The following is a 24,535-nucleotide window of genomic DNA, read 5'->3' on the forward strand; positions in this document are numbered from 1 at the left end:
GGCGCCGGACGCGCGGGGAGGATGCTCCGGCATTGGGATGGCTGCCCGTTAGCATAGCTTTCCGGCCGAAGGAACCTCGGCAAGCCCACATCCTAAAATAAGCTCAGTTTGTGCGCGAGAAGGTCCACTGGATCTCCGGCTGCCTGGCAACCGCAAAGGTGACCGTCAGCTGTGACGAGGCGCGGATGCCCGAGGGATCGGCAAAGAAAATGTCTTCCTCGACCGCCAGTTCGCCGTCTTGGCAGGCAAACAGCCAGACTTCGCCGTCGGGTGCGGTGAGGTAGATCTCGCGGCCGTTGTTCTGGCGAATGGTGACGGCCGGGTGAATGTGGAAGCGGGCGACCGCCACGGCGGTGTTGGTTTCCTCGGGATCGCTGCGGTCGGCACGCGAAAGCCGGTCGCGCCCGCGGATTATCCGGCCACCGTTGAGCACGCCGATGTCGCGCTCGTGTAACAGCCCGAACGATGAGAGATAGCCGTCATGATTGGCCGCGACGGATTCGAGTCGGCCCGGTTCGTCCTTGCGCTCCACGACGACCCGCGAGACGCCGCTGGTCATGATCGGTCCCAGAAACCGTGACTGCGAAAAGCGAGAGGACGACGTGTCGTTGACGGTGACGGTGGAGTGCGCCGCGGTCATCCGCGCCATCTGGCGGAACCGTTCGCCGGCAAACTTCGGCGCGCCCGAATTGATCACGAACCGCGTCTTGCCGGAGGACATTTCGAACGACAGGCAGCCCGCATGGGCGCTGCGCGACAGATCGACCGAAAGCGGCCGACCGGTATCGACGATGACGACGGTGTTTTCGATCGACAGGCGCTCGTAATGGGCAAGCGGCAGCGAGCGGAACGGCTCACCGGCTGTTTCGTCGTAGCGCAGCACCGAGGCCAGTTCATGCGCCAGCACCGAGGTGGCACCGTTGAAGAGCGCCAATTCGCCGCCCTGGTGGCGGAAGAAGCGCAAGGCCGGATACATCCGGTCGATGCAGGGAATGAGGCGTGACGGCACGTCATGCCCGAGATTGACATAGGTCTGGCGCAGCGGCAGCAGGTCGAGCAGCAGCTCCAGCCCGGCGCGCGGACTGCGCGAAAAATGACTGCCATCGGCAAGGATCTGCCGGTCGAGTTCAAAATCGAGGTGACGCGACGCCTTGCGAATGGCCGAGGGCGTCGACGGCATCGAGACCGATGCCATGGCAAGCGCCATCCGGACACGCAGGCGCGCTTCGCCATCTCTGACCGTTTCGGCGATGTGTCGGAGATAACGGACCTGGAAGGCCAGGCTTTTCAGGAAACGGCGATAAAAGCCATGCTCCGCATTGCGCAGCACCACCGGCGAGTGCGAGAGCCACGCGATGATGCGTTGGGCAATGACGTCGGCATCCCAGGCAATGCCACCCAAATTACGGCCGTGAGTGGCGATCCAGTCGTCGACGATCTGCCGCAGGCGCACGAAGCCGGCATCCTCGCGGATGGCCCGCAAATGCCTGAGCCAGCCGAACGAATGCAGCCGGACGGCGAATTCAAGCGATGGCAGGTCGATTTCAAACGGCGATTCGCCTTCGGTGTCGAGCACGCGACCGGCCAACGGGTAGCGACCTTCAAGAATTTCCTCGGCCACGAAGGGATCGACAGCCCTGAGGTCCGTTGGCGCGACAATCAGGCGGCTGGGCGTCGAACCGGTAAAGCGCAGCGACGAGACGCGGCCGACCGAAAGCCGGCGCGACACGCGGCGCCAACCTTCACGCGCATACAGATAGGAAAGCCTTCGCCTGCCGGAAAACACCATCAACGCCCGCCGGTTTCCTCATTCCTGAAGCAAGCCGCGCGAGTTCGTCGAACGGATGCGTCGGCTTCGCGCCAGTATCGATAACGCATGCGCCCCCCGAAGATCCGTATTCAATCTTCGAGACGCACCATGCGCCGTTTCAAAATGTCAGAGCGTCCTTGTCTGTCCGAACGGTCAGGCGGCGCTCAACGTCAACTCCGTATGGTGCCGGAAAGATCATTAAACTTTTAATAATTATTTCGTCTTTGATAGGCTCGCAGCCTTAAAGCGTCAATTGACACAACAAAACAGCCCGCATCCGAGGCTGTCCGGACGGCAATTCGACTTTTCTAGACTTATTTGCGGCGAATCACTGCGGCGTAGAACCCGTCGAGTCCACCGGCGAAAGGCGGATCGAGCGGGAACATCGACGGGGTCGTGCGCACTTCACCCAGCGGGGTGATCGCATCTTCCAGCCCCGGCCAATCCTTGGCCAGAACCGGAACGCGTTCATAGTCAGCGCCGGCCTCTACCACCCGGGCAACCACTTCCTCGCCTTCACGCGGGTCAAGCGAACAATTGGAGAAGACGACGATACCACCAGGTTTGACCACCGTCAGCGCGTGGCGCAGCAAACGCTCCTGCAGTAGCGCGAGCTTCTCGATGTCCTCCGGCCCCTTGGTCCAAAGCACGTCCGGGTGGCGGCGGGTCGTCCCGGTCGAAGAACAGGGCGCATCGAGCAAGGCGGCATCGAAGAGGTCCTCAGGCCGAAAATCGGCCATGTTGGTTTCCTTCATCTCTGCCTGAAGGCCCAGACGCTCAAGATTACCCTTCAAACGGCGCAAGCGGCTTGCGGACTGATCAAGCGCCGTGACGTCTGCGCCGGCGAGGATGAGCTGCGCCGTCTTGCCACCGGGGGCAGCGCAGAGATCGACAACGGTCTTTCCGGCAAGCGGTCCGAACAGACGGGCCGGGATCGATGCGGCCGCATCCTGAACCCACCATTCGCCATCAGAGAATCCGGCTAAGGAAGGGATGGAGCCGGAGAATTCGGCAAGGCGGACAGACCCTGTCGGCAAGACCGTGCCGCCGAGCCGTTCAGCCCAACCATTGGCGTCCGACTTGACCGTCAGGTCGATCGCCGCCGGCGTCAGCTGCGCTTCGGCGATGAGGTCGGCCTGCTCGCGCCCATAACGCTGGACTAGCCTGTCGAAGAACCAATCCGGCATTGCCGGAAGGGTGCGCAGGCTTTCGAGGATCGCGTCTTTTTCGCGCGACAAGCGGCGAAGGACGGCATTCACCAGATTGGCAAACCGGCGGTTACGCGGATCGGCCTGTGCCTGCTCGACGGCAAGGTCGACGGCGGAATGGTCGGGAACGTCGAGGTAGAGGATCTGCGCGGCGGCCACGGCCAGAACATGGTCGAGGGCGCGCGCGCCCTCGGGAAGTGGGGTCTGCAGCATCGAACCGATCGCCGCCTGGATGCGCGGCAGGTGGCGCAGGGCCGAATTGAGAATGGCGCGCACCAGCGCCCGATCGGCTTCGTTCAACTCGCGATAGGCGGGATTGCCATGTTCATGATCGAGCATGCCATCGAGCGACGTCTTGCGATCAACAACCGCGCCGAGAATCTTGGCCGCCGCCTGACGCGTGCGCAGACCGGGCTTTTCTGGGCCGCGTTCCTGTTGTGCAGGCCTTTTCGACCTGACCGGCTGCTTGTGCGAGCGGTTTTGTTTCGGACGTGAATCGTTGTTGTTTTCGGCAGACATCAGGACCAGGGACCTTTCGGCGGTTCGGAACCACCGCGACCCCAACCGGTAGAGGGAACAGAGCGCGATTTGCGCACCGGATTATCAGCCCGAACCGTCGGCGTCGACCCCATCGACATCTCCTGCGCCATCTGTTGCAGGGCGGCGATCCGGTTTTCAGTGTTCGGATGGGTGGAAAACAGGTTGTCCATGCGCTCGCCGGAGAGCGGATTGATGATGAACATATGCGCGGTCGCCGGATTGCGTTCGGCATCGTCATTGTGAATCCGGTGTGCAGCACCGGCGATTTTCTGCAAAGCCGAAGCCAGAGCCAATGGCTTGCCGCAGATTTCGGCACCACGGCGATCGGCGGAATATTCGCGCGTGCGGCTGATCGCCATCTGCACCAGCATCGCCGCAATCGGCGCGACGATCATCGCGATCAGGACACCGACAAAGCCCAGCGGATTGTTGTTGTTTTCGCGATTGCCGCTGAACAGGAAGGCGAAATTGCCGAGCATCGAGATCGCGCCGGCAAGTGTCGCCGTCAACGTCATCGTCAGGGTGTCGCGGTTCTGGACGTGCGCCAGTTCATGCGCCATGACACCTGCAACCTCGTCATAGTTAAGGCCCTGAAGCAGGCCGGTGGAGGCGGCGACAGCGGCATTCTCGGGGTTGCGTCCGGTCGCAAAGGCGTTCGGCTGCGGGCTGTCGATCACATAGACCCGCGGCATCGGCAGGCCGGCATTGGCGGCAAGATCGCGCACGATGCCGTAATATTCCGGCGCGCTGCGTTCATCGACTTCCTGCGCACGATACATGCGCAGAACCATGCGGTCGGAATTCCAGTAGGAGAAAAAATTCATGCCCGCCGCCATGACGAAGGCAATCATCATGCCGCCACGTCCACCGATGGCAAAGCCGACCGCCATGAACAGGGCGGTCATCACTGCGAGCAGCATGGCGGTGCGAACGAGGTTCATGATGGGCTCCGGGTCGTCTACGTTTCACGTGAATCAGGGTTTCCGTTGCGGCAACGGCGCCTTATATGATGGGTGCAAATGCCCCGTTCTTCAATACAGATGCACGAATCCGGATACTGGCGAGATGCAGAACGACAACGACAATGCCCCCGACCACCCGAAAAAACCGCTACCGGCCGCTGCCCTGCGCGCGCTGAAAGAAGCCGAGGAACGGCGGCAGGCAGAAGCGGAGAAGGTGCTGCCAAAGGAGATCGGCGGCCGCGGCGGCGCCGACCCGGCACGCTTCGGCGACTGGGAAATCAAGGGCCGGGCGATCGATTTCTGAGAGATCTCACCGTTTGAGCTTGTGGAACAGTTTCCTTCTTCCGCTTGCAAGCAGCCAAGGCCTGCCGCAAGCGACGCCTGATTTCGTTCGACACTTTTAATTGGAATCCGGCTCATAAAGTCGAGACGGTGATTTGATCTCCGTCCGCGTTCAAGGCCGCGGTCGGAATAGAGCATGAATCAAAAAGGGCGGCCGATGCCGCCCTTTTCACTATCTGTCGCTTATTAAGCTTTGTTCTGCCGGTTGGCGATCAGGTCGTCCACAACCGCCGGATCGGCGAGTGTCGAGGTGTCACCGAGCGCGCCGAAATCGTCCTCGGCGATCTTGCGCAGGATGCGGCGCATGATCTTGCCCGAGCGGGTCTTCGGCAGGCCTGGGGCGAACTGGATTTTGTCCGGTGTGGCGATCGGTCCGATTTCCGAGCGGACGTGCTTGACCAAGGCCTGGCGCAGCTCGTCATTGCCGATTTCGCCGGCCATCAGCGAGACGTAGCAATAGATGCCTTGTCCCTTGATCGGATGCGGATAGCCGACGACGGCGGCTTCCGACACCAGATGGTGCGATACGAGCGCCGATTCGACTTCGGCTGTGCCGAGGCGATGGCCGGAGACGTTGAGCACGTCGTCGACGCGGCCGGTGATCCAGTAGTAACCATCCTCATCGCGGCGGCAGCCGTCACCGGTAAAGTACTTGCCCTTGTAGGTAGCGAAGTAGGTCTGGCCGAAACGCGCATGATCGCCATAGATCGTGCGCATCTGACCCGGCCAGCTGTCGGTGATGCAGAGATTGCCGTCGGCGGCTCCTTCCAGCACGTTGCCTTCGTTGTCGACCAGCTGCGGCTGGACGCCGAAGAAGGGCCGCGTTGCCGAGCCGGGCTTGAGATCGGTCGCGCCTGGCAGCGGCGTAATCAGGATGCCGCCAGTCTCCGTCTGCCACCAGGTGTCGACGATCGGTGATTTCTGATCGCCGACGACGTTGTAGTACCATTCCCAGGCTTCGGGATTGATCGGCTCGCCAACCGAGCCGAGCAGGCGAAGCGACGAGCGCGAGGCGCGCTTGACGAAATCGTCGCCGGCGCCCATCAGCGAGCGGATCGCCGTCGGCGCGGTGTAGAAGACGTTGACCTTGTGCTTGTCGATCACTTCCCAGAAGCGGCCAGCGTCGGGGAAATTCGGAACGCCCTCGAACATCACTGTGGTCGCGGCATTGGCGAGCGGTCCGTAGACGATGTAGGAATGGCCGGTCACCCAACCCACATCCGCCGTGCACCAGTAGATATCGCCGTCGCGATAGTCGAAGACATATTCGTGGGTCATCGAGGCATAGACGAGGTAACCGCCGGTGGTGTGCAGCACGCCCTTCGGCTTGCCGGTGGAACCAGAGGTGTAGAGGATGAACAGCGGGTCTTCCGCCTTCATCTTCGCCGGCTCGCAATGCGGCTTCACGGTCGCCGTTTCCTGGTGGTACCAGAGGTCGCGGCCCGGCGCCCAGCCGATCTTGCCGCCGGTGCGGCGCACGACCAGCACCTTGTTGACGATCACGTGCTGCTTGGCAGCGATATCGATGGCGGTGTCGGTGTTTTCCTTCAGCGGCACCGGTTTGCCGCCGCGCACGCCCTCGTCACAGGTGATGACGAACGTGGATTCACAATCGACGATGCGACCGGCGAGCGCGTCAGGCGAGAAGCCGCCGAAGACGACCGAATGAATGGCGCCGATGCGGGCGCAGGCAAGCATCGCATAGGATGCTTCAGGGATCATCGGCATGTAGATGGTGACGCGATCGCCCTTCTTGACGCCATGCTTCTTCAGCACGTTGGCCAGACGACAAACCTGCTCGTAGAGCTGGTTGTAGGTGATCTTCTTGTCGATATAGGGGTTGTCGCCTTCCCAGATGATCGCCGTCTTTTCACCGTGTGTCTTCAGGTGGCGGTCGATGCAGTTGTAGGAGACGTTGGTCAGCCCGTCCTCGTACCACTTGATCGAGACCTTGCCCTTGAAAGAGGTGTTCTTGACCTTGGTATAGGGCTTGAACCAATCGATCCGTTTGCCGTGTTTGCCCCAGAACTTGGCCGGGTCGGAGATGCTCTCCTCATACCACTTCAGATAGGTCGTGTTGTCGAGCAGCGTCCGGCTCTTGGCAGACTTCAACACCGGATAGATCTTGGCGGACATTCTTTCCTCCCTGCGCATTCCTGTCTGGGGTTCTCACTCCCGGAGACCCCGCCTCGGCGACGATACATAGCAGGTCAAAGCCAAGCCGCAATTAGACAAAAGGACATTTGGAACTGGAGAATTGCAATTTTGAGACAACGACGCTATAGAGGCGCTCAATTCCCGGAAATCAGTGGTAGACTCCACGGCCCGCGACACCGGCGCGGCGGACAAAAGGACTATATCCATGGCTCAGCAACTGCTTATGCCCAAGGCAACAGCCGTCTGGCTCGTTGACAATACCGCACTGTCGTTCGAACAGATTGCCACGTTTTGCAAGCTGCATCCGCTCGAAGTGAAGGCGATTGCCGACGGTGAATCGGCGCAGGGCATCAAGGGTCTAGATCCAATCGCAACCGGCCAGCTTTCGCGCGACGAGATCGCCCGCGCCGAGGGAAATCCGAACCACAAGCTGAAGCTGTCCGAGCCGAAAGTTCGCGTTCCCGATAGCAAGCGCAAGGGCCCGCGCTACACGCCGGTCTCCAAGCGCCAGGATCGCCCGAACGCCATTCTCTGGCTGGTTCGCAACCATCCCGAGCTGAAGGACGCGCAGATTTCCCGCCTCGTCGGCACCACCAAGTCGACGATCGAGCAGATCCGCGAACGCACCCACTGGAACTCGACGAACCTGACGCCGATGGATCCGGTCACGCTGGGCCTGTGCTCGCAGATCGATCTCGACCTCGAGGTCGAACGCGCCGCCAAGGGCCGCCCGCTGCCGACAGCCGCCGAACTCGGCGCGACGCTGGAAGCCGCCCAGGAAACCGAAAAGCTCAACTTCAGCTACGAGCGCGAAGAAGAGAAGGAAATCGATGCCGATGCCGTCTTCGCCAAGCTCAAGTCGCTGAAGTCGGATCGCAAGGACGAGGACGAAGACGATCAGTACTGATCGCCTCCTGTCATGACCTGACGAAAAGCCCGGATCGCTCGATCCGGGCTTTTTTTGTTTTCAGTAGGCCGAACCGGACTGATCCCTGAGATTATGGCGCTCGGTGCCCTGTAGCGGCGGGTTGAAGATGCTGATCAGGATCAGATCCTCGTCCTTTCCGCCCCGCAGAAAATGCTTGTCGTGCTGGTCGAGCACGTAGATGTCGCCCTGTCGGATCGGAAAGACATTGCCCTGCATGTCCTCCACCTCGCCGTTCCCGGCGATGCAATAACAGGCTTCCAGATGGTTGCGATACTCCAGCAACGAGACGGTGTTGGCACGAACGACGGTATGGCAGACCGTAAAGCCCATTCCATCCCTTTCGGTCAGCAACCGATGGCTGGTACCGCTTCCCCATTCGACGAAATGATCGGTGGCCTCGATATCCTGCAGACTGCGTACGAACATATGCTATGCCCTCCTATGAGAAATTTTTGCATTGCGGGCGTCGAAATGCGCATTCGCTATGCTTGACCCCTTATCTCGCTTGGTGTCCTCGTCGACAAACGACGATTTCTCGGGCGATAGTTGAGGAGAAATTACAGATGCTCCCGCCGCTTGGCATGCTTCGCGCATTCGAAGCCGCCGCCCGTCTCGCCAGCTTCTCGCGCGCCGCCGACGAGCTTCACGTCACGCACGCCGCGGTCAGCCACCAGATCCGGTTGCTTGAGGAATGGTTCGGCAGGCCGCTGTTTCGGCGGGAGAAACGCGGCGTCCGTCTCCTTCCTGACGCCGAGCGGCTGGCGGATGCCTTGACGTCGTGCTTTGCCCGGATCGCAACAGAAACGGACATGCTGCGGGCAAACGCCAAGTCGGCGATCACCGTCGCCTGCATCCCGTCGATCGCCACGCGGTGGCTTATACCGGCGCTCAACGAATTTCTCGAACAGCACGCTGATATCGACGTGAAGGTGATCTATGCGATGGCCGAGCAACGACTTCGGGAAACGGGCTGCGATGTCTTGATAACCCTTGGCGCCGACGGGTCGGACGGCGTGCAGAACGACCGCCTGTTTTCACGGGCGAACCGTCCGGTTGCCAGTCCGCGCTACATAGAGCGCAAGGGCGCGCTCGACACCGCAGACGCGATTGCAGCTGCCGACCTGCTCCACGATGAAACGGCGACCCGTTGGCGTGACTGGTTTGCCAAGACCGGCCAGCCCATGACCGGCCCGCCCCGCGGCCCCGTCTTTCAAGACTTCAACCTGCTGGCAACAGCCGTGATTGCCGGCCACGGCGTTGCGCTTTGCCCGGTCGAGGTCTTCCGCCGCGAGATCGACGGGGGTGATCTCATCGTCCTCTCGACGGTCGCGACGCTTGAAGACGAAAGCTATTTTCTCATCACCAGAAACGCGCGCGGAAAAGCGGTCGCCGCGTTCAGCGCGTGGTTCAGTTCCGTCGTTGCGCGATCGACCGCACCCGACAGCGACATGCGCTGATGTTGCGACACGCAATCAGATACCGATGCCCTTGGCATGGAGCACGGCGGCGATCTCGTCGAGAATCGCCGGGTCGTCGATCGTCGCCGGCATCTTCCATGGCTGGCGATCGGCTATCTTCTGGATCGTCGCCCGCAGGATCTTTCCGGATCGGGTCTTCGGTAGCCGTTTGACACACATCGCCGTGCGGAACGCAGCGACCGGGCCGATGCGATCACGCACGAGGCTGATGACCTCCCGCTCGATCTCGGACGTTTCCCGTGAAACATTCGAGTTGATGACGAGAAATCCGGCCGGGATCTGCCCCTTCAGTTCGTCGGCGATGCCGATGACTGCGCACTCCGCCACATCCGGGTGGCTGGCGCACACTTCCTCCATGGCGCCCGTCGACAGCCTGTGGCCGGCGACATTGATGATGTCGTCGGTACGCGCCATGATAAACACATAGCCGTCATCGTCGAGATAGCCGGCATCGGCCGTCTTGTAGTAGCCGGGAAATTCGTCGAGATAGGCGGCGCGAAAGCGATGGTCGGCGTTCCACAGGGTCGGCAGGCACCCTGGGGGCAGGGGCAGCTTGACCACAACATTGCCCAGTGTTCCCGCTTCGACCGGGTGACCGGCATCGTCGAGAATCTGGACATCGTAGCCGGGTAATGGAACGGCAGGAGAGCCATACTTTACCGGTAGAAGCCCGAGCCCGAGCGGATTGCCCGCGACCGGCCATCCCGTTTCCGTCTGCCACCAATGGTCGATGACAGGAACACCCAGAGCCCTCTCGGCCCAGCGGATCGTATCGGGATCGGCGCGCTCGCCAGCAAGGAACAACGCACGAAAGCCCGAGATATCATATTTCGACACCAACGCGGCGTCGGGATCTTCCTTGCGAATGGCGCGCAACGCCGTCGGCGCCGTGAACATCACGGCCACGCCATGCTCCGCTATGATTCGCCAGTAGGTGCCCGGATCCGGCGTGCCGACGGGTTTGCCCTCGAACAGGACCGAGGTGTTGCCGTTGAGAAGAGGGCCGTAGACGATAAACGAATGCCCGACGACCCAGCCGATGTCGGACGCGGCCCAGAAGACCTCGCCGGGCTGAACGCCGAAGAAATTCGGCATCGACCACTTGAGTGCGACCATGTGGCCGCCATTGTCGCGCACCACACCCTTCGGCTGGCCGGTGGTGCCGGACGTATAGAGCACATAAAGCGGGTCGTTGGACGCAACCGGCGTGCAGCCAACTTCATCGCCAGCGTCCTTTGCCGCTGACAGGGCCGCGGCATAGTCGACATCGCGCACCGGCGTCATCTCCGCCTTGAGCATGTCACGCTGGTAGATCAGGCAATGCGCCGGCTTGTGCTCAGCGATTGTCACCGCCGCATCCAGCAGCGGTTTATAGGCAACCGTCCGGCCAGGCTCGATGCCGCAGCTCGCGGAAACGACGAGCTTGGCCCGGCAGTCATCGATGCGCACGGTAAGTTCATTGGCGGCAAAGCCGCCAAACACCACCGAGTGCACGGCGCCGATGCGCGCGGCAGCAAGCATCGCCACCGCTGCCTGCGGGATCATCGGCATGTAGATGATGATGCGGTCGCCCTTGTCGACGCCGAGCTTGCGGTAGACGGCGGCCAGCGCCTTGACGTCGTCAAGCAGCGCTCCATAGGAGATGCGCTCGATGCTGGACGTAACCGGGCTGTCGTAGATAAAGGCGATCTGCTCGCCACGGCCCGATTCGACATGTCGGTCGAGACAGTTGTAGCAGCTGTTGGTCAACCCACCGGGAAACCAGTGGCCATAGATGCCCCGTTCGGTGTCGAAGACCCGCTCCGGCTTCTCGAACCAGTCGATCGCCTCAGCCGCCTCTGACCAGAATCCCTCCGGATCCGTCTTCCACGCGCCGTACACTTCGGAATAGCGGCTCGCCATATCCGTTCTCCTCCCAATGCATGCCAGGCAATGCCCGGCCTCCTCATGCACAAGGATAGGCTAATGAGAACGAAGGTGAACCCCGACGAAAGCGTAATGCGGCGTTTTGGTATCAGCGCGAGCCGAAGATCGCCGAGCCGACGCGCACGCTGGTGGCGCCGAACTGCACCGCCGTCTCGAAATCGCCGGACATGCCCATCGAAAGCCGGTCGAGTTTGCACTCGCGGCCAAGCTTCGCCAGCAGCGCAAAATGCGGGCCGGGATTCTCCTCGACCGGCGGAATGCACATCAGCCCTTCGATCGCCATATCGAGTTCCTCGCGGCAGAAGGTCACGAACGCAACGGTGTCCTTCGGCGCAATACCCGCCTTCTGCGGTTCCAGCCCGGTGTTGACCTGGATGTAGAGACGAAGTGTCCTTTCCTGACGCTTCATTTCCGCCGATATCGCCCGGGCGATCTTCTCGCGGTCGACAGTCTCAATGACGTCAAAAAGGGCAACGGCTTCGGCCGCCTTGTTTGACTGCAACGGCCCGATCAGATGCAGCACCAGATCCGGCGTCTCGCCCTTCAGCAACGGCCACTTGCCCTGCGCTTCCTGCACGCGGTTCTCACCGAACACGCGCTGGCCGGCCTCGATCACCGGACGGATCGCATCCGCGTCGAATGTCTTGGAGACGGCAACGAGGCTGACGGCATGCTTCGGGCGCTTTGCCGCCTTCTCCGCCGCGTGAATCCGGCTCACGACATCCTGCAACCGCTCTTGAACTTCCATGGACCTGTTCTCCGACATGACGACCTTTCGGACGATGACTTAGCGGATTAGGCAAACTTGCGCGCCTTGCCAAGGCCATCGCCGCGCGCGCCGGCTCAAATCCGCCAAAGTGTCGCGCCAAACCCTTCGAAAACTTGACCATCAAGCGGTTTCATGATGAAGGTCACCCCAACTATCATGAGGGCGCTTCCTTGCCCCGCAGAACTTCCGGAACACCTAAAAGACATGTCTACCGAACGATATAATCCGCGTGATGCCGAGCCGCGTTGGCAGCAGGAATGGGAAAACGGCCAGGTCTTCCAGACTGAGAACGACGACCCGCGCGAAAAATATTACGTGCTCGAGATGTTCCCCTATCCGTCCGGGCGCATCCACATGGGTCATGTGCGCAACTACACGATGGGCGACGTCGTCGCTCGCTACAAGCGCGCCCGCGGTTTCAACGTGCTTCACCCCATGGGCTGGGATGCCTTCGGCATGCCGGCGGAAAACGCCGCCATGGAGCGCGGCGTGCATCCGGCGACCTGGACCTATCAGAACATCGCCTCGATGAAGGCGCAGCTGAAGGTCATGGGGCTGTCGCTCGACTGGAACCGCGAATTTGCGACCTGCGACCCTGAATACTACCAGCGTCAGCAGCACCTGTTCGTCGATTTCCTCGAGAAGGGCCTGGTCTACCGCAAGCAGTCCAAGGTCAACTGGGACCCGGTCGACAACACTGTTCTGGCCAACGAGCAGGTCATCGATGGCCGCGGCTGGCGTTCGGGCGCGCTCGTCGAACAGCGCGAACTGACGCAATGGTTCTTCCGCATCACCGACTTCAGCCAGGAGCTGCTGGACGCGCTGGATACGCTCGATCAGTGGCCGGAAAAAGTGCGGCTGATGCAGAAGAACTGGATCGGCCGCTCCGAAGGCCTGTCCATTCGCTGGCAGATCGTCGAAGGCACCGCCGACACCGATACGACCGAGCTGACCGTTTACACCACCCGTCCGGACACGCTGTTCGGTGCGTCTTTCCTGGCGATCTCCGCCGATCACCCGCTCGCCAGGCAAGCTGCGGCAAAGGATCCGGCAATCGAGGCCTTCTGCGAGGAGTGCCGCCGCGCCGGCACGTCGCTGGCAGCGCTCGAGACCGCTGAAAAGAAGGGCATGGACACCGGCATCCGCGCCAGGCACCCGCTCGACGAAAGCTGGGAGCTGCCGGTTTACGTCGCCAATTTCGTGCTGATGGACTATGGCACGGGCGCGATCTTCGGTTGCCCATCGGGCGACCAGCGCGACCTCGATTTTGCCCGCAAGTATGGCCTTCCGGTCGTTCCGGTGGTCATGCCGCGCGACGGCGACGCTGCGAGCTTTGCGATCGGCGACGAGGCCTATATCGGCGACGGCGTCATGATTAATTCGCGCGACCTCGATGGCCTGTCGACGGAAGACGCCTTCGAAAAAGTGGCGTCGAAGCTGGAGAGGGAACAGCTGGCCGGTGCGCCGCGTGCCGAACGCAAGGTCAATTTCCGCCTGCGCGACTGGGGCATTTCCCGTCAGCGCTATTGGGGCTGCCCGATCCCGGTCATCCATTGCGATGACTGCGGCGTCGTTCCCGTCCCCAAGGCCGACCTGCCCGTCGTCCTGCCGCCGGATGTTACCTTCGACAAGCCGGGCAACCCGCTTGATCGCCATCCGACCTGGCGGCACGTGGCCTGCCCGCATTGCGGCAAAGAGGCCCGCCGCGAAACCGACACGATGGACACCTTCGTGGATTCGTCCTGGTATTTCACACGCTTCACAGCGCCCTGGGAGGACAACCCGACCGATCCGAAGGCGGCCAACCACTGGCTGCCCGTCGACCAGTATATCGGCGGCATCGAGCACGCGATCCTGCATCTGCTCTATTCGCGCTTCTTTACCCGCGCGATGAAGGCGACCGGTCACGTTGCGCTCGACGAGCCGTTCAAGGGCCTGTTCACCCAAGGCATGGTGGTGCACGAGACCTACAGCCGCGGCGAAGGCGCCCAGCGCGAATGGATCACGCCGGCGGAAATCCGCATCGACGAGGTCGATGGACAACGCCGCGCCGTGCTGCTTGAGACCGGCGAGGACATCACCATCGGCTCGATCGAAAAGATGTCGAAGTCGAAGAAGAACGTCGTCGATCCAGACGATATCATTGCCTCCTACGGCGCCGACACGGCACGCTTCTTCGTCCTGTCCGATTCGCCTCCCGACCGTGACGTCATCTGGTCCGAAGCCGGGGTCGAAGGCGCCCACCGCTTCGTTCAGCGTGTCTGGCGCCTGATCGGCGAGGCGGCAGAGACGCTTCGCACAGTCGAGGCAGCCCCCGCACACGACGGCGCCGGCCTGGCGGTCTCGCAAGCGGCCCACAGGACGCTGCGCGCAGTCGAAGCCGACTACGACAAGCTGGCCTTCAACAAGGCCGTGGCGCGTATCTATGAGCTCGTCAACGTGCTTGCAGCCCCGCTGACGCAGGTTGCCACCGGCAAGGCCGATGCGGCGCTGACGGCGGCCGCCAAGGATGCAACATCGATTCTGATCAGCCTGATCGCACCGATGATGCCGCACCTGGCCGAGGAATGCTGGCAGGCGATCGGCGGCAAGGGCCTGATCGCTGAAAGCGGCTGGCCGAAGTTCGATGCCGCGCTCGTCGTCGAGAATGAAGTCACGCTTCCGGTTCAGGTCAACGGCAAGAAGCGCGCGGATTTGACAATCGCGCGCGATGCAGATCAGACTGCAATCGAAAATGCAGTTCTCGCTCTCGATGCCGTCAAGACCATACTCAACGGCAGCAGCCCCAAGAAAATCATCGTCGTGCCTCAGAGGATCGTCAATGTCGTTGTCTGATAGAGCTGGCTCCCGCATGCGGTCGATCCCGATGCTGGCTGGTGTTCTTATGTTGACCGCGCTCGCCGGCTGCCAGGTCAGGCCGCTTTATTCCGATGCAGTCGGCACGCCCGCCGCGCTTGCGTCGATCGAAATCTCCGACGCCGACGAACGCGTCGAGCAGGAAGTGCGCAACGCCCTGATCTTCCTCGTCGCCGGCGGCCAGGGAGAACCGGTCAATCCGCAGTATCATCTGGCGTTGACGGTTGCGAGCCGCACCATGGGCGTACTCTACGATCAGGCGCGGGATCGGGCAGGGGCTGGCCGTATCGTCGTCAAGGCCGACTACAACCTCTCCAAGATCGGAACCGGCGAGACTATCAAGTCGGGCAATCGCACCGCTGTCGCACTTGTCGACTTCCCGGTGCAGGAGTTCGCCAAGGTTCGCGCCGTGCGCGACGGCGAAAACCGCGCTGCAAAGGAACTGGCAGAGCTGATCCGGGCTGACATCGCCGCGGCCCTCAGCCGCTAGGCCGGTGGCGGAATGAGCGAAGTCAAATCGCACGAGTTCGACTCTTTCCTTCAGAAGTCAGCGGGCCTCTATCGCCTCTTTGTCCTCTACGGGCCAGACCGTGGTCTGGTCTCGGAGCGGGCAGGGGCGATCGCGTCGCTCAGTGGCGTGCCGCTCGACGACCCTTTTTCCATCACCAAGCTCGACGCCAGCGATCTGCAGCAGAGCCCCGGCCGGCTTCTCGACGAGGTCAACTCGATCGGCCTTTTCGGCGGTGAAAAGCTGGTGTGGGTGCGCGGAGCCGCCAACGAGAAGGCGCTCGTCGATGCGTTACAGATCCTCGCCGGCGAACCTCCGACCGGTAGCTACGTCCTTGTCGAAGCGGGTGATCTCAAGAAGGGATCGGCGCTGCGCAAGGTTGCGGAGACCGCTCGTTCGATCGCGACCATTGCCTGCTATAGCGACGATGCCCGCAGTCTGCAGGCACTGATCGACAAGGAACTCGGCGAGGAAAAGCTCGGCATAACACCGGCTGCACGGGAAAGACTGATGGAGGCGCTGGGCGGCGACCGACTGGCCTCGCGCAACGAAGTGCGCAAGCTGGCGCTCTATTGCCGCGGCAAGGCGACCGTCGATGAATCGGATGTCACCGACATCGTCGGCGATGCCAGCGCTATCTCCGTTGATGATGCGGTCGATGCCGTGTTGAAAGGTGATCTTGACGGTCTTCTGCGCGCAATGCAGAAGATAACCATGTCGAAAACACCGGCTTTCCTTGTTTTGCAAGGGTGCTTGCGGCAATTTCAGCAGCTCGATCTGATGCGCGCCGAGATGGATTCATCGCGCCAGCAGCCTGGTCAGGTGATCGCCACCATGGGTCGCCATCTGCACTTTCGCCGCAAACCCATCATCGAGGCAGCGCTTCGGCATTGGTCGGCGCCCGCGATCCGCCGTGAGCTGACACGGCTGCAGAATACGATTTTTCAGAGCCGCACCCGCCAGAGCCTCGAGGAGAGCATGGTGCTGCAGAACCTGATGGCGATCGCCGTGCAGTCAGCCAGACGCTGAACAATCGCTGTCGCGGCTCGGGTGGCTGACAAGGTCAGCACCATGCATGAGAAGGCTAGGCGTTCTCCAGGTTCCCCTTACCAACTCAGTTGTTTGTCAGCGTATCAGCATCGCGTATATAGCATGCACGATGGTGTTGATCCCTTCAGGACCTCGATGCATCGCAGCGTCTGCAGGCCGACCATCGCAGTCGTCCCTTCAAGCCAGCAAGCGATGCGAGGCTGGCGCAGCAGGATCCGGATGAAGGCCGGCGCAATTGCTATTGCCGGAAAGACCGCCTGCCCGGGGATATCGGGGGGTATTCACTTCGGGACCGCATCGCCGCCTTCAGGTGCAACAGGGCACGAAAACAGCAGACAATTGCTGTGTCCGCCACAGGAATAGCAAGCCCAATCCCTTGCGCTGTAAGGTCCTTTGATGCAGCCGACGTCAGGTCCCTGGTGTCCGGCACGAGGCCGAAATGAGGGAGACCTGAACGAGCCTCCGGGCACTCGGCTCGCATTCACGAGCCTAAATCAGGCTATGCCGAACATGGGGAAAGCCGACGCCGTGCGTTCAGCGACGCTCGAGCAGACGGCAGATCTCTTCCAGTTGATCCAGTGTCTTGTAGGAAATCCGGAGGTGGCCGCCGGAAGCCTTGTGGCTGACGGTTACGTCAAGCCCCAAGCTATCGGACAATGTCCGCTCCAGCGCCAGCGTATCGGCGTCCTTCTCGTCCCGTCGCGCGGCCTTGGCGTAATTGGGGTCGTTCTGGGCGCGAATATCGTTCTGCGCTAAGCGTTCGGCGTCGCGAACCGAAAGACCCTTTGCAACGATGTTTCGGGCAAGCGTCGCCGGATCCGACGTCGGGATGAGAGCGCGCGCATGCCCGGCCGAAAGACTTCCTTCGGACAACATGTCCCGCACGGGCTCAGGCAGCTTGAGAAGCCGCAGGCTGTTGGCGACATGACTACGGCTCTTGCCGATGATCTCGCCAAGGTCGTTCTGCGTGTAGCCGTGCTCAGCGATCAGCTGCTCGTAGCCCAGAGCCTCGTCGAGTGGGTTGAGGTCTGAGCGCTGCACGTTCTCGACGATGGCAATCTCGAGCGCCGTCCTGTCGTCAACATCCCGGATGATAACCGGAATTTCGGTAAAACCAGCCAGCTGCGCTGCGCGCCAACGGCGTTCGCCGGCAATGATCTCGTAGCGGTCCGTGCCAATCGTGCGGGCAACAACCGGCTGAACGATGCCGTGCTGTCGGATAGAGCTGGCGAGGTCCTGCAACTCACCCTCATCGAACTGCCGGCGAGGGTTTCTCGGATTTCGCGACACGAACTCGATCGGCACCCGTCGATCGGGATTGACCGGGGCAGGGGCAGCGCCCGCCTGGATCGGTTGATCCATCTCGCCGATCAATGCGGCCAGTCCGCGACCAAGCCTTCTCTTCGAGCTATCGTCGTTCATAGTATCACCCGATTTTATTTCCGGTACCGAAATAATTATGCGGCCTTGCGCTGCCGCTCGCGCTGGATCACTTCCGATGCCAACTGAAGATAAGCTTGGCTGCCTGCGCATTTCAGATCGTAAAGGATGGCCGGCTTGCCATAGGACGGCGCCTCGGAGACACGAACATTCCGTGGAATGAGCGTATGGTAGACCTTGTCTCCCAGGTGCGTACGAACATCACTCACCACCTGCTGAGCCAAATTGTTGCGCGAGTCGAACATCGTCAGCACGATACCCTGGATATCGAGGCTGGGATTAACGGTTCTGCGCACCTGGTCGACCGTCTCCAGCAGCTGGCTCAGGCCTTCCAATGCGAAGAACTCACACTGCAATGGCACCAGCACCGAATGCGCGGCCGCCATGGCGTTCATCGTCAAAAGGTTGAAAGACGGGGGGCAGTCAACAAGAACGTAGGAGTACTCCAGCGCCTCCGGGCTGGCCAGGGCCTTGCGCAAACGAAAGGCGCGGTCGGCTTCCTTTGAGATTTCCATCTCGACGCCGAGAAGATCCATCGTCGAGGGGACGATGGCCAGGTTCGGCACAGCGGTCTGCTGAACGATCTCGGCGATCGAATGCGATCCGACCATCAGTTCGTAGGACGACAGATGGCGGTCACGGCGCTGAATGCCGAGACCCGTGCTCGCATTGCCCTGCGGGTCCAAGTCAACGATCAGAACCTTCTCGCCAATGGCCGCCAGTGCGGTTGCCAGATTGATCGCAGTCGTCGTCTTGCCGACGCCACCCTTCTGGTTTGCTATCGTGATGATCCGGTTTTTTGCGCCAAACATGTTTCCGCTCGCCAATCACTGAGTTCTTCGCGAAAGATTTGCGATCTCGAGCACGACAGAATCTGGCTCGACAATGCTTGGATGTTTTACCAGATCAAAGTCGTAGCGGCCAACGGCTTTGTCGATCTCCCGCTGGTAATCCCGTCCTTTATGGAAGTAAGCGACTGTTTTGCCGCCCTCGGCCATCATCCAGGGTGACGAATAGTCAAGCAACAGGCTGAGGTCGGCCAGCGCACGTGCCGAAATCGCGTCACATTTCGGCGCAACGGAGCTCGCGTCTTCGATTCGAATCGGATGAACGGAACCCCGTGCACCCGTTTCCATCAGCGCGACGCGCAAGAACGCAGCTTTCTTGTTGTTGCTCTCGATCAGATGCACCCAGCCGTCGGAGAATTCGGAAAGATAGATGGCCGTAATGACACCGGGAAATCCGCCGCCACTGCCCAGATCGACCCAGGTCTTCGGACCGGGCGACAGTTGCACCAACTGAAGGCTATCGACGATATGGCGGCGCCAAAGGTCCTCGAGAGTGGAGGGCGCAATGAGATTGATGGACTTCGCCCATTTCTGGAACAGCGCAGCGAAGTGCGCTAGTCGTTCATTCGTTTCACGTGAAACACGCAGTCCGTTCAAGCCAGCGAAAGGACTCGTTTTCATTGCGCACTTACCTTCTCGTCTCGCACCGCAGAGCGGTTTACCCGTTTCAACCAAGCCAGGATCAACGACGCCGCGGCCGGGGTCATCCCGTCGACTTTGAGCGCTTGCGCCAGATTTCGCGGCGCCTGCGTCGTCAACTTCTGCTTCAGTTCATTCGATAGACCAGCGAGGGCCGCAAAGTCAAAATCAGCAGGAATGACCATCGTCTCCTCGCGGCGGATACCGGCTATGTCCGATGCCTGGCGATCCATGTAAACGGCGTAGGCGGCATCGATCTCGAGTGGCTCTACCACCGCACGCGGAATATCCTTCAATTCGGGCCACAGAGACAGCAAGGCATCGATTGTCTGGTCAGGGTAGGAGAGAATCTCAAATGCGGTTCGCCGCTGGCCGTCCTGATTCAGCTTGAGGCCATGGCGGTTCCCTTCGGCGGGCGTGATGGACAATTGCTTGAGCAACGCCCGTCCGCTGTCGAACTGCGCTTTCCATTCGGCAAAGCGCTCCTTCCGTGCATCAGAGACACAACCAATCTCGATTGCCTTCGGCGTCAGACGCATGTCGGCATTGTCGGCCCGCAGAGACAGACGGTACTCGGCTCGCGACGTGAACATGCGATAGGGCTCGGTGATACCCCGAGAGGTCAGGTCGTCAACCATTACGCCAATGTAGGAATCGGTGCGGCTGAAAATGACGGCCTCGCGTCCCATCGCCGCTTTCGCTGCATTCAAGCCTGCGACCAGGCCTTGAGCGCCAGCCTCCTCATAACCGGTAGTGCCATTGATCTGGCCAGCGAGGAAAAGACCCGGCATCTTGCGCACAGCCAGCGTCGCATCCAGTTCGCGCGGATCAACATGATCATACTCGATTGCATAACCCGGTTGCAGGATCGACACTACTTCAAGACCAGGGATTGTTCGGATGAACGCGTCCTGGACATCTACCGGCAGGGAGGTTGATATGCCGTTTGGGTAGACCGTGTCGTCATCCAAGCCTTCCGGCTCGAGGAAGATCTGATGGCCGTCCCGCTCGCCGAAGCGAACGATCTTGTCTTCGATCGAAGGACAATAGCGCGGACCAACCCCCTCGATCTGCCCGGAGTACATCGCCGACTTGCCGATATTGTCGGCGATGATCTTGTGCGTCGCGTCAGTCGTGCGCGTTACGCCACAATCGATCTGCCGATTGGTGATCCGATCGGTCATGAACGAGAAGGGCACAGGATCCTCGTCTGGCCCCTGACGGCCGACGCGGTCCCAATCAATCGTCTTGCCGTCCAAGCGTGCTGGGGTCCCGGTCTTCAATCGTCCCAGGCGAAGACCATAACGCGCCAGGGTGGCGGAGAGACCAAGTGATGGCTCTTCACCGACACGGCCAGCCGGTATCTTTTGATCGCCAATATGGATCAGCCCTTTCAGAAAGGTACCTGTCGTCAGCACCACACCAGTGGCCCCGAAGGAACGACCATCCTTCATGACAACCCCGGTTATCTTTCCGTCCTGCTCTATGAGATCGAAGGCGTCGCCTTCGATCACGCTGAGGTTCTCAGTGGCGGCAATCTCGCGCTGCATCGCTTCGCGATAGAGCTTGCGGTCGGCCTGGGTGCGTGGGCCACGAACAGCCGGTCCCTTGCGACGATTGAGCAGGCGGAACTGGATGCCGGAAGCATCGGCGATCCGTCCCATGAGACCGTCAAGGGCATCGATCTCGCGCACGAGATGCCCCTTGCCGAGTCCGCCGATCGCGGGGTTGCAGGACATCACGCCGATCGTTGACGCCTTGTGTGTGATCAGAGCGGTGCGTGCTCCAAGACGCGCGGAAGCGGCTGCAGCCTCGCAGCCTGCGTGACCACCACCTATGACGATGACGTCAAAATGGACCATTGTTGCTATCTCCGATCAAACGCATTCCGGGTTCGAATCGTTTCACGTGAAACACGTCTCATGACTCGCTAGCGTTGCATTGTTTTAGTCAAGCGTCATTTACCGATACAGAATTCGGAAAATATCACATCCAACAGGTTTTCGACATCCACCCGCCCGGTAATGCGGCCGATAGCATCACCAGCGACGCGAAGCAGCTCCGCTCGTATATCCAGTCCGTGCTGGTCGAGTGTCAGGCTGTCCGATAGCGCAATACTGGCCTGGCGCAGGGCATCCACGTGCCTGCGCCGCGAGGGGATGGAAAGCGCCGTAACACCAGATAAATCAGGGAGATAGCTAGCAATCACACGCAAGAGCTGGTCCATCCCCGCCCCGGTCCTGGTCGAAATCGCGACATCGGCACCAACAAAACCATCGCCGTCTTCTCTGTCGGACTTCGTTGCAACCTTCAATACCGGAATCTTGGCGAGATCGAGTTCCTGCAGGGTATCAAAGCCCGTCTTCGCTTCCGACAGGAGAAGAACCAGATCAGCGCGCGAGATCACGTCACGGGCACGACGAATGCCCTCGCGCTCGACCGTCTCGTCAGTCTCGCGCAGGCCGGCCGTGTCGAACAACTTGACGGAGAATCCGGCTAAGGAAAGATCGACCGAAAGCACGTCACGCGTGGTGCCGGCAATTTCGGTGACGATCGCGATATCACGTTTTGCCAGTGCATTAAGCAAACTGGATTTGCCGGCATTGGGTTCACCGGCAATGACGATCTTCAGGCCGTCGCGAATGATCTCTCCAATTGGAGCCTGGGCGATATGAGCGTCGATTTCATCGCGCAGCCGTTCCATGTCGCTCCAGATCCGCTCACTGACCGAGCCTGGGACATCTTCCTCGTCAGCAAAATCGAGCTCCGCTTCGATCATCGCCCGCGCATGGATCAGGCGCTTCGCCCAGCTATCATAGACCTTCGACTGCCCCCCTTCGGAATGCTCCAGCGCCAGACGGCGCTGCATCTCCGTCTCGGCAACAATGAGGTCCGACAGACCCTCGATCTCGACAAGATCCATCTTGCCGTTCTGGAAAGCACGCCGTGAAAACTCTCCAGCCTCCGCGTGACGCAAGCCATCGAAACCGGAAAGTTCGTGCAACAGCATTTGAACGACGGCACGGCTGCCATGGACCTGCAGTTCAGAGCAGTCCTCGCCGGTAAAGGAGGCGGGGCCTCTGAAATAGATGACCAGGCCGCTGTCGATCGTGAAACCGTTGCGGGAACGAATCGGTTTCAACGAAGCAACGCGCGGTTCCGGCGCGGCGCCGCACAGCGACCTGATGACGTCGATCGTCCTCGGTCCACTGATGCGGATGACCGCCACGCCTGCCGGCAACGCCCCGCTGGAAAGCGCGTAAATCGTATCCACGGATGGCATTGTTATCACCTGGGCCCGAATGAGACTGATCGCTCTGCGCACGCCCGGCTCTGGAATTGAGTTCAGGCGCGTTTTTCTGACCCCTCTTTGTCGGTTGCGGGATGAGACGCGACAATCGGCGTTTCCCGGCAAGCGCAGAGGTTAAGAGCGGTTGGGAGCTTATGCCGAATAGTCAGGGAAAGATCAAGTCTCAGGCTGCTCGGCGATTGTGTTTCACGTGAATCACCAAACACGACGAATGCTCATCTCAGGGAGAGCAGCTCGAAATTCGTTGCGACCACGAATCGAAAAGCAGTCGTCAATAACTTCAGTCAGAGAATCCGGCTAATGAAATAACGGATAGAAATGAAAAGACCGGGCATTCATCTTGCCCGGTCTCAATCTTGGTAAGGTGGCCTGACCGTATCAGGTGTTCATCGAGTCGAAGAAGTCGCCGTTGTTCTTCGTCTGCTTCAGCTTGTCGATAAGGAACTCGATGGCGTCTGTCGTGCCCATCGGAGCCAGAATCCGGCGAAGAACAAAGATCTTCTGCAGATCCTGGCGCGGAACCAGCAGGTCTTCCTTACGCGTTCCTGACTTGAGGATGTCCATCGCCGGGAAGATGCGCTTGTCGGCAACCTTGCGGTCGAGCACGATTTCCGAGTTGCCGGTACCCTTGAACTCTTCGAAGATGACTTCGTCCATGCGGCTGCCTGTGTCGATCAGCGCGGTCGCGATAATCGTGAGCGATCCACCTTCTTCGATGTTACGCGCAGCACCGAAGAAACGCTTCGGGCGCTGCAGGGCGTTGGCATCGACACCACCGGTCAGAACCTTGCCCGATGACGGAACAACGGTGTTGTAGGCGCGACCGAGGCGGGTGATGCTGTCGAGCAGGATGACGACGTCACGGCCATGTTCGACCAGCCGCTTCGCCTTTTCGATCACCATTTCGGCAACCTGAACGTGGCGCGTCGCCGGCTCGTCGAAGGTGGAGGAGACAACTTCGCCCTTAACCGAGCGCTGCATGTCGGTCACTTCTTCCGGACGCTCATCGATCAAGAGAACGATCAGATAACATTCCGGATGGTTGGCGGTGATCGAGTGAGCGATGTTCTGCAGGAGAACCGTCTTACCGGTGCGCGGCGGAGCGACGATCAGACCGCGCTGGCCCTTGCCGAGCGGGGCGACCAGGTCGATCACCCGGGCAGACAGATCCTTCGAGGTCGGGATCTCGAGTTCCATCTTGAAACGCTCGTTCGGATAGAGCGGCGTCAGGTTGTCGAAGTGAACCTTGTGACGGATCTTTTCCGGATCGTCGAAATTGATGGTGTTGACCTTGAGCAGCGCGAAGTAGCGTTCGCCTTCCTTCGGTCCGCGGATCGGTCCCTCAACCGTGTCGCCGGTCTTCAGCGAGAAGCGGCGGATCTGGGAGGGCGAGATGTAGATATCATCAGGGCCGGGAAGGTAGTTGGCATTGGCAGAACGCAGAAAGCCGAAACCGTCCTGCAGAACCTCGACGACGCCTTCACCGATGATTTCGATATCCTGGGCCGCGAGCATCTTGAGGATGGCGAACATCAGCTCCTGCTTGCGCATGGTGCTGGCGTTTTCCACCTCGAGCTCTTCGGCAAAGGCCAGAAGATCGGTCGGCGTCTTGTTCTTAAGTTCTTGTAGCTTCATTTCAGCCATGAAGGATCCATGTTTCGTACGGGAATGGGAAGACGGCGTGTTTTCTGAAGGGAGCTGCGGCAGGGGGGCAGGCTCTGGTCTTTGTCACAAGCCATGAAGAGGAGATGGCAGAAAATAGCG

20 protein-coding genes are annotated in these 24,535 nt (G+C 60.6%); 7 read left to right on the forward strand and 13 right to left on the reverse strand.

Going from position 1 to position 24,535, the window contains the following annotated elements:
• Window positions 1-103: 103 nt before the first annotated feature.
• Together AC07UR_RS15335 and AC07UR_RS15340 are read right to left on the reverse strand one after the other, a co-directional pair.
• Window positions 104-1,789 carry a heparinase II/III family protein gene (locus AC07UR_RS15335; protein WP_209790588.1) on the reverse strand — a complete coding sequence of 562 codons (1,686 nt, stop codon included), beginning with the start codon at window positions 1,787-1,789 and terminating at the stop codon, window positions 104-106.
• 335 nt (window positions 1,790-2,124) lie between these two features.
• Window positions 2,125-3,426: an RsmB/NOP family class I SAM-dependent RNA methyltransferase gene (locus tag AC07UR_RS15340; protein WP_234941837.1), complete on the reverse strand. Its 1,302-nt coding sequence runs from the start codon at window positions 3,424-3,426 to the stop codon at window positions 2,125-2,127.
• Between AC07UR_RS15340 and AC07UR_RS15345 the strand changes: the two genes are divergently transcribed.
• A complete protein-coding gene (locus tag AC07UR_RS15345) occupies window positions 3,340-3,513 on the forward strand; it encodes a hypothetical protein (protein WP_234941855.1) in 174 nt (57 codons plus the stop codon). The genes AC07UR_RS15340 and AC07UR_RS15345 overlap by 87 nt on opposite strands.
• Before the next feature lie 23 nt (window positions 3,514-3,536).
• On the opposite strand, the gene htpX is transcribed toward AC07UR_RS15345, so the two are convergent.
• Entirely contained in the window at window positions 3,537-4,499 is a 963-nt protein-coding gene (htpX, locus tag AC07UR_RS15350) for a zinc metalloprotease HtpX (protein WP_209790351.1), read from the reverse strand.
• A 124-nt stretch (window positions 4,500-4,623) separates the two neighbouring features.
• Between htpX and AC07UR_RS15355 the strand changes: the two genes are divergently transcribed.
• Window positions 4,624-4,824, forward strand: a complete 201-nt coding sequence (locus AC07UR_RS15355) for a DUF1674 domain-containing protein (RefSeq protein ID WP_209790350.1) — start codon at window positions 4,624-4,626, stop codon at window positions 4,822-4,824.
• Window positions 4,825-5,048: 224 nt separating this feature from the next.
• Here AC07UR_RS15355 and acs read toward each other — a convergent pair whose 3' ends face one another.
• Window positions 5,049-6,998 (reverse strand): acetate--CoA ligase, encoded by a 1,950-nt coding sequence (gene acs / locus AC07UR_RS15360; protein ID WP_173418445.1) that lies wholly within the window; start codon window positions 6,996-6,998, stop codon window positions 5,049-5,051.
• Between the two features lie 226 nt (window positions 6,999-7,224).
• Here acs and AC07UR_RS15365 point away from each other — a divergent pair, with 226 nt between their 5' ends.
• Complete coding sequence (locus AC07UR_RS15365; RefSeq protein ID WP_112810452.1) at window positions 7,225-7,926, forward strand: DUF1013 domain-containing protein; 702 nt, start codon at window positions 7,225-7,227, stop codon at window positions 7,924-7,926.
• A gap of 60 nt (window positions 7,927-7,986) precedes the next feature.
• Here AC07UR_RS15365 and AC07UR_RS15370 read toward each other — a convergent pair whose 3' ends face one another.
• Window positions 7,987-8,373 carry an ectoine synthase gene (locus AC07UR_RS15370; RefSeq protein ID WP_209790349.1) on the reverse strand — a complete coding sequence of 129 codons (387 nt, stop codon included), beginning with the start codon at window positions 8,371-8,373 and terminating at the stop codon, window positions 7,987-7,989.
• A 137-nt stretch (window positions 8,374-8,510) separates the two neighbouring features.
• On the opposite strand from AC07UR_RS15370, the gene AC07UR_RS15375 reads away from it, so the two are divergent.
• On the forward strand, window positions 8,511-9,404 hold the full coding sequence (locus AC07UR_RS15375) for a LysR substrate-binding domain-containing protein (RefSeq protein ID WP_209790348.1): 894 nt from the start codon (window positions 8,511-8,513) through the stop codon (window positions 9,402-9,404).
• Window positions 9,405-9,419: 15 nt separating this feature from the next.
• Here the strand turns inward: AC07UR_RS15375 and AC07UR_RS15380 are convergent, their stop codons facing one another.
• The gene (locus tag AC07UR_RS15380; protein ID WP_209790347.1) at window positions 9,420-11,327 is read right to left on the reverse strand and encodes an AMP-binding protein; all 1,908 of its coding nucleotides are present in this window, start codon (window positions 11,325-11,327) and stop codon (window positions 9,420-9,422) included.
• A 112-nt stretch (window positions 11,328-11,439) separates the two neighbouring features.
• Window positions 11,440-12,099 carry a YggS family pyridoxal phosphate-dependent enzyme gene (locus AC07UR_RS15385; RefSeq protein ID WP_209790346.1) on the reverse strand — a complete coding sequence of 220 codons (660 nt, stop codon included), beginning with the start codon at window positions 12,097-12,099 and terminating at the stop codon, window positions 11,440-11,442.
• Window positions 12,100-12,324: 225 nt separating this feature from the next.
• On the opposite strand from AC07UR_RS15385, the gene leuS reads away from it, so the two are divergent.
• From leuS to holA, 3 genes are read left to right on the forward strand one after another with little or no spacing between them, the layout of a single operon-like run.
• On the forward strand, window positions 12,325-14,955 hold the full coding sequence (leuS, locus tag AC07UR_RS15390) for a leucine--tRNA ligase (protein ID WP_209790345.1): 2,631 nt from the start codon (window positions 12,325-12,327) through the stop codon (window positions 14,953-14,955).
• Window positions 14,942-15,466, forward strand: a complete 525-nt coding sequence (gene lptE / locus AC07UR_RS15395; RefSeq protein ID WP_173418451.1) for an LPS assembly lipoprotein LptE — start codon at window positions 14,942-14,944, stop codon at window positions 15,464-15,466. Before leuS ends, lptE begins: the two co-directional genes overlap by 14 nt.
• 12 nt (window positions 15,467-15,478) lie before the next feature.
• The gene (holA, locus tag AC07UR_RS15400; RefSeq protein ID WP_209790344.1) at window positions 15,479-16,513 is read left to right on the forward strand and encodes a DNA polymerase III subunit delta; all 1,035 of its coding nucleotides are present in this window, start codon (window positions 15,479-15,481) and stop codon (window positions 16,511-16,513) included.
• Between the two features lie 555 nt (window positions 16,514-17,068).
• Here the strand turns inward: holA and AC07UR_RS15405 are convergent.
• The 6 genes from AC07UR_RS15405 to rho all read right to left on the reverse strand — a co-directional run bounded on the left by AC07UR_RS15405 (window position 17,069) and on the right by rho (window position 24,415).
• Window positions 17,069-17,956, reverse strand: coding sequence for a ParB/RepB/Spo0J family partition protein (locus AC07UR_RS15405; protein ID WP_077504727.1), 888 nt, complete (start codon window positions 17,954-17,956; stop codon window positions 17,069-17,071).
• Window positions 17,957-17,991: 35 nt separating this feature from the next.
• Window positions 17,992-18,786 (reverse strand): ParA family protein, encoded by a 795-nt coding sequence (locus AC07UR_RS15410; protein ID WP_173418454.1) that lies wholly within the window; start codon window positions 18,784-18,786, stop codon window positions 17,992-17,994.
• Window positions 18,787-18,801: 15 nt separating this feature from the next.
• The gene (gene rsmG / locus AC07UR_RS15415; RefSeq protein WP_209790343.1) at window positions 18,802-19,443 is read right to left on the reverse strand and encodes a 16S rRNA (guanine(527)-N(7))-methyltransferase RsmG; all 642 of its coding nucleotides are present in this window, start codon (window positions 19,441-19,443) and stop codon (window positions 18,802-18,804) included.
• The gene (gene mnmG, locus AC07UR_RS15420; RefSeq protein ID WP_209790342.1) at window positions 19,440-21,323 is read right to left on the reverse strand and encodes a tRNA uridine-5-carboxymethylaminomethyl(34) synthesis enzyme MnmG; all 1,884 of its coding nucleotides are present in this window, start codon (window positions 21,321-21,323) and stop codon (window positions 19,440-19,442) included. The genes rsmG and mnmG overlap by 4 nt, the downstream gene beginning before the upstream one ends.
• 95 nt (window positions 21,324-21,418) lie before the next feature.
• Window positions 21,419-22,744, reverse strand: a complete 1,326-nt coding sequence (gene mnmE, locus AC07UR_RS15425) for a tRNA uridine-5-carboxymethylaminomethyl(34) synthesis GTPase MnmE (RefSeq protein WP_209790341.1) — start codon at window positions 22,742-22,744, stop codon at window positions 21,419-21,421.
• 405 nt (window positions 22,745-23,149) lie between these two features.
• Window positions 23,150-24,415: a transcription termination factor Rho gene (rho, locus tag AC07UR_RS15430; protein WP_115418875.1), complete on the reverse strand. Its 1,266-nt coding sequence runs from the start codon at window positions 24,413-24,415 to the stop codon at window positions 23,150-23,152.
• Window positions 24,416-24,535 lie beyond the last annotated feature (120 nt).

The organism is Ensifer sp. GW821-FHT05G01, assembly GCF_059419585.1.